Genomic DNA, 11416 nt, shown 5'->3' with positions numbered 1-11416 from the left:
ATTGGTATGGCATCGTGTCTGGCGGTTCTAGCTTCAAGCGAGCTTAAACACGGCCCACTAGAGGTTTTACTGACGATCGATGAAGAAGCCGGAATGACGGGTGCATTTGGTTTAGAGGCGGGCTGGTTAGAAGGTGACATTCTTCTCAACACCGATTCAGAACAGGAAGGCGAGGTCTACATGGGGTGTGCTGGAGGTATTGACGGTTCAATGACGTTTAATATTCAGCGCGAAGCAATCCCAACCGGATATGTTACTCATAAATTGACGTTAAAAGGCCTAAAGGGTGGTCACTCCGGCTGCGATATTCATACTGGCCGTGGCAATGCCAATAAACTCATTGCTCGTTTTCTTGCCGGGCATGCTCAAGAACTGGACCTACGTCTCATCAACTTTGCAGGTGGTAGCCTACGTAATGCCATCCCTCGTGAAGCAAGCATCATCGTAGCGATCCCGGCGGAAAACCAAACAAAGCTAGACGAGCTATTCAGTTTCTACACTTCCATGCTAAAAGACGAACTTGGCAACGTTGAAACGGACATCACTTCAATCAACGAAGCTTACTCTTCAACTGAGCAAGTCATCGCGACGGCCGATCAACAACGTTTCATTGCTGCGCTCAATGCGTGCCCTAACGGCGTGATCCGTCTGAGTGATGACATTGACGGAGTGGTTGAAACCTCACTCAACGTTGGCGTAGTCACCACCGAAGAGAGCACTATCACGGTGTTATGTTTGGTTCGCTCTTTGATTGATTCTGGCCGAACCCAAGTTGAAGGAATGCTGGCGTCTGTTGCGGAGTTGGCAGGTGCAAACATGGCATTTTCTGGCGCATACCCAGGCTGGAAGCCAGACGCAGACTCAGAAATCATGGTCATTTTCAGAGATATGTACGAAGGTATCTACGGCCATAAGCCCAATATTATGGTTATTCACGCCGGTTTAGAATGTGGGTTATTTAAAGAACCTTACCCAGAGATGGATATGGTCTCTTTTGGTCCAACGATCAAATTCCCTCACTCTCCCGATGAGAAAGTAAAAATTGATACGGTTGCTCTCTATTGGCAGCAAATGGTCGCGCTATTGGAAGCTATCCCAGAAAAATCGTAATCAGTTCCACTGCCTTACCTGAAATAAAAAGCCGAATCAGATGACTCGGCTTTTTTATGTTTAGGCTCGGTGACCTTAAGTCGTCTATGGGCTCAAATCCTTCAACACATTAGCCAAAAGAAGCCCAAATAACGGTAGCCACTAACACTGGACAAACAAACTTGATATAAGCGGGCCACAGTTTTCCAAACCAACCTTGTGTAAATTCAGGGCAACCTTGCTCAATCTCTTTGATTTTTCCATTTCGACTCCATACCCAACCACCAAATAGACAGAACAATAAAGCAGCAAAAGGTTGTAGATATTGCGTTGCGACCATTGCCACCAACCCAAACAGTTCGGCGAAATTATAGACAATAATCACACTCACAAGAGCAATAAGTCCACCAAGTACCCAGCTCGTTGGCGCGCGAGAGGTTTTGAAACGCTCTCCCACCAAAGCAACTGGGCACTCCAGCATAGAGATAGAAGAAGTGAGCGCGGCAATAGTGAGTAGTAAGAAGAAGACAACAGCAAATAATTGGCCCAATAAACCTAAGCTATCAAACATCAGTGGAAGTACGGTAAAAACAAGCGTGTCCGAGTTAAGCAATGAACCATCTTCAGCGTAAATCTGCACGCCTTTCTGCATTGCGACAAACATCGCTGGCATCACCACTAATCCGGCAATAAAGGCGACCCCAGTATCAACCAAGGTTACATTCATGGCCATTTTAGGTAAGTTCTCTTTCTTACTTAAATACGAGCCATAAATCAGCATTGAACAACCACCAATGGTTAAAGAAAAGAAGCCCTGCCCCATTGCCGCTAGAATCAGTTTTCGATCTAAGACTTTTTCAAAGTCAGGAACCAAGTAGTGCTTCAAGCCTTCAATTGCTCCTGATTGCATCATGATGTAGACAAACAAAAGTGCAAAAAGAACCAGCAATGCAGGCATTAAACGTCGAGACCACTTTTCAATGCCCTGCTTTACACCACCTTGAACAATCAAAATCGTCAACACATAAAAAACAAGAGTGCCAAAGAGATTTCGTTCAACGCTAAACCCTTTGAACCAAGCCGTCGCAGCTTCCATTCCCAATAGATCAGTGATGGCACCAATAAGAAAACTGATTAGCCAACCGCCGACCACACTATAGAAAGCAAGTACCGCACACGGCACGGTTAATCCCAACCAACCAATACTACTTCCGAGCTTCTTGGCCAATGAGTTATCCGTCAGTGAACGCATACTGTCAACAGGGTTAGCTTGTCCCGCTCGACCAATCGCCAGTTCTACTACGAGCATTGGAAAAGCGACAACCAAAATCATCAATAAATAAACCAGTAAGAAGGCTCCGCCACCATTACTCGCCACTTGAGTTGGGAAACCCCAAATATTACCAAGCCCAACAGCAGCACCTGCGGCCGCGAGAATGAATCCAATTCGAGAACTAAAATGCTCTCGTTGTGACGAACTTTGCCCAGACATAAAACCTCTACCAATGCATCATTAAACTAGTGTGCTAGTACGATATTGATAAATAGATAACAAAACAATGCCACGGGGCAATAATCATACGAAAATACGTCCACTTTCAGTTATTCAAACTGTAAAAATAGACGTACAGCAGTGGGAGGCGCCATTAAAAGGCCAAAATAGCCGATAATCCGATGTTAGCGCTGATGCTGAAATTAGTGTTGGGGCTGAAACTAGTGCTGGTACGAATAAACATGAATTATTTCTTTGTGTAGAAACACTCAGTCCGTTAAGCAATCCGTTCTTTGAGCAATTCGTTCGTTAAGTACTCTGTCTTTTAAATAAGTCCGCTCGTTAAATAAAAAAGCGCCTATTCGAATAGGCGCTTTTCCATAGTCATTCAATCAATGAAACTCAATACTCAACTAAATAGAGTCTCTCATTTAAATAGTGAAGACTTGATAATCTTTTAGTTCAGGAATCTTCAGGTGCAATTGTTGTTCCTGCCCTGCCATATAATCCAACGATTCACAAAGCTCTTCCGTCTGCTTTTGCACCTCTTGATTGTGCTCTTTTAATCGCTGTTCTACTTTGATTTTAAGCTCGGCAATACTGTCAGCAAGCTCGGTGAGATTAAGCCCACCCTCTTGTTTCATCTTCTCGCTCATTGCATTAAACGCGCTTGAGATAAATTCTTGATTGAAGATCTCTTTTGCCTTTTCAAAATCGTCACTCCACGACTGCGTCATCGAGTCAAAGCTATCCGCTGGTAACACTAAATCTCCATCTTTATAGTAACGAGCTTCAACGTCGGCTAAAAACGCACTAACCGAGGCTTTTACCTCTTCGAACGCTTCAGGGGTATCCATACTTTCGGCAATATCATCAACAATATCATTCACTAACGCCACGCTATCACTGGCGACTTGTTTTGCTTTAGGTAGGTAACCGCTGATCTCTTCACGGTACTTTTTCAAGGCGGCCTGCTGTTCAGGGTTAAGAGTGACTTTCTCTCCTAGAATGAATAAATCATTGTTTTCATCAACAACAGCACTATCGCCATTCTCTTTCACAACTTCAAACTGAGCATCGTTTAAATGGATTTCATTATTCAAACTCACCTTACATTGCCCAGCCCACGCAGCTTGGCCCATCACTGCCTGACTCATCAACAAGGAAAGAAACAGTAGACCTTTTTTCATTTTATTATTCATCCTGTTATCCATTTATACCTATTCTTCAAACGTTGAAACTCTTAATATCAATGTCTAATGAATATCAATAATCTCATAATTATAGACTGAATCGCCGACCTTGAGTTCCACTTCCTCACCCAGATTTTTCCCCAACATCGCTTTGCCTAATGGGGCGAGAGGCGTAATGACCGACACTATGCGATCTTGCCAGTTCACCGTCACACCACCAGAACACGGCCCCATAAACAAATGCTTGGTCTTGTCATCATCGTATAACAAGGTGACATACGAACCTAAAGCGACCTTCTCATCTTTTAAATCATGAAAGACCATGGATTCAAACTGTTGTATCTCTTTTTCACACTCTTGAACCCGCAGCGCCTGTCCATGGGCCAAATAAGAAGCCTCTAACGCGAGTGTGTCATATTTATGCTCTGGGACTGTTTCTTCGTCCGTCGCGGCATCAATCGCACGCTGAGTCGCCGATTTAGCGATTTCCCACTTTTCATTGAGTGAAATGAGGATTATTTGTTTTAGCTCTAATTTGTTCATACCGAAACAATCAATTTAGCAAGGAGCAACAGAATAGAATCAGGTAGAATCGAGCGCAAGCTTTTATAGGAGTTAGGGTAAGACATGATTGAGCAGTCATTAAAACAAACATTTGGGTTTGATACATTAAGAAGCGGTCAGAAGTTGGTGATTGATGCCGTACTTTCAGGACAATCATGTGCTGCTATTTTTCCTACAGGCGCGGGGAAATCTCTATGTTACCAACTACCCGCCCTGCACCTGCCGCACCTGACTCTGGTGATATCTCCGCTCCTCGCCTTGATGAAAGATCAGCTCAGCTTTCTCCACCGCCATGGCATTGCTGCGGCTTCGATCGATTCTAGCCAAGACAAGCAGCAGACTCAGCAAGTGATGACGGATGCACGTAGTGGGAAGCTGAAGATACTGATGATTTCAGTAGAACGCCTCAAAAACGAACGTTTTCGTCAGTTTATCTCTCAAGTTCCTATCTCGTTGCTCGTCATTGATGAAGCGCACTGTATTTCCGAATGGGGACATAATTTTCGACCTGACTATCTAAAGATTCCTCATTATCAGACCGCGCTCAATATTCCACAAACCCTGTTGCTAACGGCAACTGCCACCACGGATGTTGTGAAAGATATGCAACGTAAATTTGGGATCTCTCAAGACAATACAATCATTACTGGGTTCTACCGAAATAATCTCAATTTAAACATTCTACCCTGTGAGCAACACGACAAGCTCACTCGGCTCAATACGATCATTCAAGCCGCTCCAGTTTCTCCGACCATTGTTTATGTCACGCTTCAATACAGTGCCGAGTACCTTGCTCAGCAATTGCAGCAAACGGGTATTTCAGCTTTGGCTTACCATGCAGGGCTAGAGAGTGAAAAGCGTGAGTATATTCAGCAGCAGTTTATGTCTGGTGAAGTCCATTGCATTGTCGCAACCATTGCTTTTGGAATGGGTGTGGATAAATCAGACATTCGCCGAGTCATTCACTTTGACCTTCCCAAGTCCATTGAAAACTATGCGCAGGAAATAGGCCGTGCCGGTCGAGATGGTCAACCATCTGAGTGTTTGCTGCTTGGCAATAAAGATGGCCTCAACACACTGCAAAACTTCGTTTATGGTGATACCCCAGATCGAGATTCGATAGAATATGTCGTTGATGAAATCTATAAAAACGCACCACAGTGGGAAACACAACTGACTCGCTTTTCACGTGATTCAAATATACGGCAATTGCCTTTAAAAACACTGCTCGTTTATTTAGAACTGGAGGGAGTGCTTGCCCCTAAATACAGTTATTTTTCTGACTATCGTTTTAAATTCATTGCAACTAAAGATAAAATATTGCAAAGATTTGAAGGAGAACGCCGTCAATTTGTCGAGACCATTTTTGCGTGCTCACCAAAGGCAAGAACCTGGTGCCAAATCGATTTTGATGCGCTGTGGCAAGTGTACAGTGCCGAACGACAACGTGTCATTAGTGCCATCGATTACTTCCATGAACAGGGTTGGATTGAACTAGAAAGTAAGCAAATTACCGATGTTTATCAGGTTAACGACACCTCATGCCCGCAAGAGCAACTCGTCGACAAACTGAATCACCTATTCAAAAATAAAGAAAATGCGGAAACGAATCGATTAGCTGAAATGATTGATTTTTTCGAATCTGATACTTGCTTAAGCCAACGTTTAGCGCTGTATTTTTCAGATCACAATGCGCCTAAAAACTGTGGGCATTGCTCAGTATGCCAAGGTGAAACGGCTATTTTGCCACACAAAAAACCGGATGAAATCGATCCTAATTTATTGTCTGAGTGGCTAAACGAATTTACTCAGGCAAGTCAAAAAACGCTAAGTAATGAAGCCTTAACACGAATGCTGTGTGGCATTACTACGCCACTGTCTACTAAATTGAAAGCCAAGAAAATGGCAGGCTTTGGCAAGTTAGAGAATTCATCATTTAGTCAGGTATTAATCTGTGTTCAAGCGGCTAGAAAAAGCTAAGTTGTTTCGTCTCTATTTCTGGCTTCAGGAGAACACTTAAGCCAAGAAGACGAATTTCACGGCCTTGTTGACGTTTCATAATGTCTCTGAGTAATCCCTTAAAGTCATTAAGCTCTAATTGATGGTGAGTGTGCTCAATGGTCGTCTGTTGAAAGTCAGCAAACTTCAATTTGATCCCTTGCTTTATAATCAGTTTACTTGGGCGTGCTTTTTCAAGGCGCAACTCTAACTCTGGAAACAACCGGTTTTCTATGACTTCCCAACACTCTTCATAAGAGTGGATATTACGACTGAATGTCCTCTCTACCCCGACGCTTTTTCTTTCTCGCTCTACAATGATCTCTCGATTATCAATGCCTTGACTTCGCTTCCACAATGATGCGCCTAAGCGACCAAACTGAGACAGCAGCGAACGATAATCACATTCTCTTATGTCTTGGCAGTAGAATAACCCGGCCTTGTTCAGCTTTTCCAAACTCACCTTACCAACACCGGGGAGCTTACCAAGGGGCAAACCATCGATCACTTCTTGTACTTTTTCCGGAGGTATCACGTACTGTCCATTAGGCTTATTTATATCAGAGGCGACTTTTGCTAAAAACTTGATGGGCGCTACCCCAGCGGACGCTGTTAGATGTAGCTCGTTCCAAATATCTCGTCTTATCGCTTCCGCAATGAGCGTCGCTGAACCATGACAATGTACGCTGCGCGAAACATCCAAATAGGCTTCGTCGAGTGATAACGGTTCAATTAACTCGGTATATCGCGAGAAAATATGTCGAATTTGATCAGACACTTCTTTGTATACCTGCATTCGTCCTGGGACAACGAGTAATTCCGGGCACAGTTTTAATGCTCTTCCCGTTGGCATGGCGCTGTGGATACCAAATGCTCTGGCTTCATAATTACAGGTACTTAGTACCCCGCGTTGCTTCTCTTTGCCGCCAACAGCTAAAGGTCGCCCTCGATAATGAGGATTGTCTCGCATCTCAACAGCAGCGTAAAAGCAGTCCATGTCGACGTGAATGATTTTCCTGCTTTCTTTGTCCACATCGCCTCCTTATCGGCATCCCTTATTTATGCCTTCTTTTCCTCCTAAAAATCGGCCAAAATAGTGGGCTGTATACACAACCAAAACAACTGTTTATAAAAACAGTATAATTTATTTACCTGTTAGTCGCTAGGTTCAAAAGCAGGCATTTACGGCAAAAATAGTCACTAACGGTAAAATTTTCAGACGACTTTCAATTGTTCGCTTATTATTAAATAGATGTCAAAAAAGGAGTGTTCATTGGGAAGCAAAATATTAGTGGTCGAGGACAGCCGCGCTTTTCGCAACTATCTGCATTCTCTTCTTAGCGAAGCAGGCTACGACGTTTATTCAGCTGAATCTATAGCAGACGCTCTAAAACTATTGGGGGAAGGGCATGATTTTCTCTGCGCGGTACTCGATTATTGTCTTCCTGATGGGGAAGACGGGGAAATCATTGATATTGTCTTAGAACAGAACTACAAAGTGATTGTTTTAACCGCTATGTTTCAAGAGGAAATTCGTGAAAGTGTTCTCGCTAAAGGGGTGCTGGACTATATTTTAAAAGACAGCATGGCCTCGGTTTCTTATTTACTGCCACTGGTCAACCGATTGACCAACAACAAAATGCACAAAGCGTTAGTTGTTGATGACTCTAAGGTGGTGCGTAAACATATTTGTCAGTTACTGGAACACCAATACATCCACGTTGTTCAAGCACAAGACGGTCAGCAAGCCATCGAGATCTTGGAAACGGACCCTGAAATCACGTTGATCATTACCGACCATGATATGCCTGTCAAAGACGGCATTACCATGATCCGAGATATTCGAATTCACTACGATAAAAACCAATTGGCTATACTAGGCATATCAGGAAGCGATGATAGAACGATGACTGCTCGTTACCTCAAAGCGGGGGCCAATGATTTCCTTACCAAACCTTTCAATCAAGAAGAGTTTTTCTGCCGGGTTCATCAGGTCCTTGACATGAAAGAAGCCAACAGCAAACTGTATAGAATGGCCAATCAAGATTCTCTAACCGGGCTTTGGAATCGACGCTATTTGTTCCATCATCTGGATAACAAAGTGGTCCATCAAAATATTGCCATGCTCGACATCGATTTTTTTAAAAAGGTGAACGACAATTACGGTCACGATGGTGGAGATGCTGCGCTAGTGACACTTGCTCACATATTAAAGATCTACTTTTCAACTGATATTGTTGTACGGTTTGGCGGTGAAGAATTCTGCATTCAATCCAATGCTCCTAGTGATGAATTCTTATCACGTTTAGAACATATGCGACAACGAATCGAAACGACGGCCATTTCCCACGAGGATCATGATATTTCCATCACAGTGAGTATTGGCGTTTCTAACATCAAAGGGAGCCTAAATGAACAGATAAAGCTCGCAGACGACAGATTGTATATGGCTAAGAATGCAGGTCGAAACCAGATCGTTTCGCAGAGCTAGTCGCTAGTAATATAGGTCGAGATTTGATATCGATCGTGAGTAGATGCCAGGTACTACCCAATAAATTAAGCCCACTTACGTGGGCTTGGTTTTTATTTTTGTCTTTGAACCTGCATAGATGAATTAAGCGATGCGGTTTTTTTCCCAAGCAGCCAGCTTCTCAGCTCTAATCGCCGCTTTTTCCTCTCGCTTCTTTCTCGCATCACACGGTTCTGGGCAGCTACAGACTTTATCGATACCCATCGCATCAAGGCCGCCACAGCTTCCCTTGACGACTTTGCGTTGGAAGATGTACCCAACAGCCATTGCTGTGATAACCGCTAAAAATACGGCAAAGGTCACTAGAAATGTACTCATTGTCACTTGCTCACTGTAGTTAATTTAATTATGGGTTTACTTACGCTTAATTGTGCTTTAAGTATGACTGAAATGCCGATGAAGTAAACTCTTCAAAACCCGATGGTGTTTTAACAATCATATAAACCGGAATATCATTCTCCTCAGCGAGCGACATACCAATGGTCTCTCCTAGCACCATTAAGCCAGTTGCAAGACCATCTGCAGTCATTGAGGAAGCATCGATAACGGTCACAGACACCACTTTATTATCAATCGGCTTACCCGTTTTAGGATTGATAATGTGTGAATATCGAACCCCATCACGTTCAAAGTAATTTCGGTAATCACCGGAAGTCGCGATAGCCATGTCTCCTGGTTCAACAACCAGCTGAACAGCACGCTCTTCTACGTTTGGTTTTTCAATCGCAATACGCCAGCGCACACCTTCTCTATTGTGGCCTTTTAAACGCATTTCACCGCCAACTTCCACCATATAGTTATTAACACCAATGGATTCAATGTAATTGGCTACAACATCTACCCCCCACCCTTTTGCTATCGTTGAGAGATCAACATAAAGAGATGGCAGTGTTTTCGTTAATGATGTTTCAGTCGCACTGAGGTGTTCAACCCCTGTCATTGATTTACGAACGGTCAGTTCTTCGTCGGTTGGGACAACTTCACGACGCGCTTCTGGACCAAAGCCCCATAAGTTGACCAGCGGGCCCACAGTGACGTCAAGCGCACCTTGAGTAAAGTGATTAAGGCGTATTGCTTCTCTCACCACTGTCGCTGTTTCAGACGAGACTGTAAAAGGTTCATTGCCTTGATACTGGTTGAAGCGACTTAATTCTGAATCCTTTCGGTACGTCGACATTTGATCATTGACCTCTTCGAGTAAGCGATCAACCTCAACCTGGATCTCAGAGGAGCTCAGTATTTCATCTGAGCTGATGTATTTTATGTTGTATGTGGTTCCCATTGTTGGGCCACTGATGTGGATCTGTTCGGCCGGTTTACCACAGCCAGAAAGAACAACTAAAGAAGTTAACGCAACAAGCCAATATTTCACCTGTTTACTCCTGTTTATAAAAATAGTGCGAAAAGTGAATAGAAAAAAGCAAACGTTACTCTCGATGCTTTCATGTGCTTTTCTCTAAAAACTCAAAATAAAACTCTTTAGGTCTAAAAATAATGGCCGACTCAAAGAGTCAGCCATTATTGAATAACTTACGGCAGATTAACCACCAAAGTCATCAAGAAGGATGTTTTCATCCTCCACACCAAGATCTTTAAGCATACCGATAACAGCAGCGTTCATCATTGGCGGACCACACATGTAGTACTCACAGTCTTCTGGAGCTTCGTGGTCTTTCAGGTAGTTTTCATAAATTACGTTATGAATAAAGCCTGTGTACCCATCCCAATTATCTTCTGGAAGTGGATCAGAAAGAGCACAGTGCCAGACGAAGTTATCATTCTCTTCTTGCAGCTTGTCGAAATCTTCTATGTAGAACATTTCACGCTTAGAACGAGCACCATACCAGTAGCTCATTTTACGCTTAGAGCTTAAGCGCAGCAATTGATCGAAGATATGTGAACGCATTGGCGCCATACCAGCACCACCACCAATAAAGACCATTTCATTGTCGGTATCTTTAGCGAAGAACTCACCAAACGGACCTGAAATAGTACACTTATCACCCGATTTAAGTGACCAAATGTATGATGACATCACACCTGGTTTTACGTCTGGGTTATTCGGTGGCGGCGTTGCAATACGTACATTTAGCTTAATCAAGCCTTTCTCTTCTGGGTATGAAGCCATAGAGTATGCACGGATTGAATGCTCATTAACGATAGACTCGTAACGGAACAGATTAAATTTGTCCCAGTCACCACGATACTCTTCTGGAATATCGAAATCTGCATATTTAATGTGGTGCGGTTCAGCTTCAATCTGAATATAACCACCAGCACGGAACGGTACTTCTTCCCCTTCTGGGATTTTCAGCACTAGCTCTTTGATGAAAGTTGCTTCGTTATCATTAGAAAGAACTTCACATTCCCACTTTTTAACACCGAAGATTTCTTCCGGTAGCTCTATGTCCATGTCTGCTTTAACAGCAACCTGACACGCTAAACGCTCGCCTTCACGGGCTTCACCTTTAGAGATGTGATCAAGTTCTGTTGGCAAAATATCACCACCACCAGATTTCACTTTAACGCGACACTGGCCACAAGAGCCAC

At 43.4% G+C, this 11416-nt stretch carries 10 protein-coding genes; 3 read left to right on the top strand and 7 right to left on the bottom strand.

What is annotated here, in order from left to right; all coding sequences use genetic code 11:
• On the top strand, nt 1-1110 hold a 1110-nt coding region (gene pepD / locus ACP45E_RS07235; protein ID WP_069584845.1), incomplete at its 5' end, for a beta-Ala-His dipeptidase.
• Nucleotides 1111-1219: 109 nt separating this feature from the next.
• Here pepD and ACP45E_RS07230 read toward each other — a convergent pair.
• The 3 genes from ACP45E_RS07230 to ACP45E_RS07220 all read right to left on the bottom strand — a co-directional run bounded on the left by ACP45E_RS07230 (nt 1220) and on the right by ACP45E_RS07220 (nt 4317).
• Nucleotides 1220-2581, bottom strand: coding sequence for a sodium-dependent transporter (locus ACP45E_RS07230; RefSeq protein WP_017035045.1), 1362 nt, complete (start codon nt 2579-2581; stop codon nt 1220-1222).
• Nucleotides 2582-3012: 431 nt separating this feature from the next.
• A complete protein-coding gene (locus ACP45E_RS07225) occupies nt 3013-3783 on the bottom strand; it encodes a YggN family protein (protein ID WP_069584843.1) in 771 nt (256 codons plus the stop codon).
• 54 nt (nt 3784-3837) lie between these two features.
• Nucleotides 3838-4317: a GreA/GreB family elongation factor gene (locus tag ACP45E_RS07220; RefSeq protein WP_017038000.1), complete on the bottom strand. Its 480-nt coding sequence runs from the start codon at nt 4315-4317 to the stop codon at nt 3838-3840.
• A gap of 84 nt (nt 4318-4401) precedes the next feature.
• Here ACP45E_RS07220 and ACP45E_RS07215 point away from each other — a divergent pair, with 84 nt between their 5' ends.
• On the top strand, nt 4402-6318 hold the full coding sequence (locus tag ACP45E_RS07215) for a RecQ family ATP-dependent DNA helicase (protein ID WP_017038001.1): 1917 nt from the start codon (nt 4402-4404) through the stop codon (nt 6316-6318).
• Here the strand turns inward: ACP45E_RS07215 and dinB are convergent.
• Entirely contained in the window at nt 6305-7369 is a 1065-nt protein-coding gene (gene dinB, locus ACP45E_RS07210; protein ID WP_017038002.1) for a DNA polymerase IV, read from the bottom strand. The two genes, ACP45E_RS07215 and dinB, sit on opposite strands and share 14 nt — an antisense overlap.
• Nucleotides 7370-7609: 240 nt before the next feature.
• Here dinB and ACP45E_RS07205 point away from each other — a divergent pair, with 240 nt between their 5' ends.
• On the top strand, nt 7610-8827 hold the full coding sequence (locus tag ACP45E_RS07205) for a response regulator (RefSeq protein WP_017038003.1): 1218 nt from the start codon (nt 7610-7612) through the stop codon (nt 8825-8827).
• 123 nt (nt 8828-8950) lie between these two features.
• On the opposite strand, the gene nqrM is transcribed toward ACP45E_RS07205, so the two are convergent.
• The 3 genes from nqrM to nqrF all read right to left on the bottom strand — a co-directional run.
• Complete coding sequence (nqrM, locus tag ACP45E_RS07200; protein ID WP_017035039.1) at nt 8951-9184, bottom strand: (Na+)-NQR maturation NqrM; 234 nt, start codon at nt 9182-9184, stop codon at nt 8951-8953.
• Nucleotides 9185-9230: 46 nt separating this feature from the next.
• The gene (locus tag ACP45E_RS07195; protein ID WP_017038004.1) at nt 9231-10238 is read right to left on the bottom strand and encodes an FAD:protein FMN transferase; all 1008 of its coding nucleotides are present in this window, start codon (nt 10236-10238) and stop codon (nt 9231-9233) included.
• 168 nt (nt 10239-10406) lie between these two features.
• A partial coding sequence (gene nqrF, locus ACP45E_RS07190; protein WP_069584842.1) for an NADH:ubiquinone reductase (Na(+)-transporting) subunit F occupies nt 10407-11416 on the bottom strand: 1010 nt, incomplete at its 5' end.

Origin of the sequence: Vibrio genomosp. F10 str. 9ZD137, from assembly GCF_049974785.1 — a bacterium.
Taxonomy (GTDB): Bacteria; Pseudomonadota; Gammaproteobacteria; order Enterobacterales; family Vibrionaceae; genus Vibrio.
The sequence above is the reverse complement of the archived record's forward strand: the minus strand, read 5'-3'. Positions and strand labels throughout refer to the sequence as shown.

Coding starts and splice junctions, on each gene's coding strand:
- ACP45E_RS07230 (WP_017035045.1), bottom strand. CDS start 2,581: ATGTCTGGGCAAAGTTCGTCACAACGAGAGCATTTTAGTTCTCGAATT.
- ACP45E_RS07225 (WP_069584843.1), bottom strand. CDS start 3,783: ATGAATAATAAAATGAAAAAAGGTCTACTGTTTCTTTCCTTGTTGATG.
- ACP45E_RS07220 (WP_017038000.1), bottom strand. CDS start 4,317: ATGAACAAATTAGAGCTAAAACAAATAATCCTCATTTCACTCAATGAA.
- ACP45E_RS07215 (WP_017038001.1), top strand. CDS start 4,402: ATGATTGAGCAGTCATTAAAACAAACATTTGGGTTTGATACATTAAGA.
- nqrM (WP_017035039.1), bottom strand. CDS start 9,184: ATGAGTACATTTCTAGTGACCTTTGCCGTATTTTTAGCGGTTATCACA.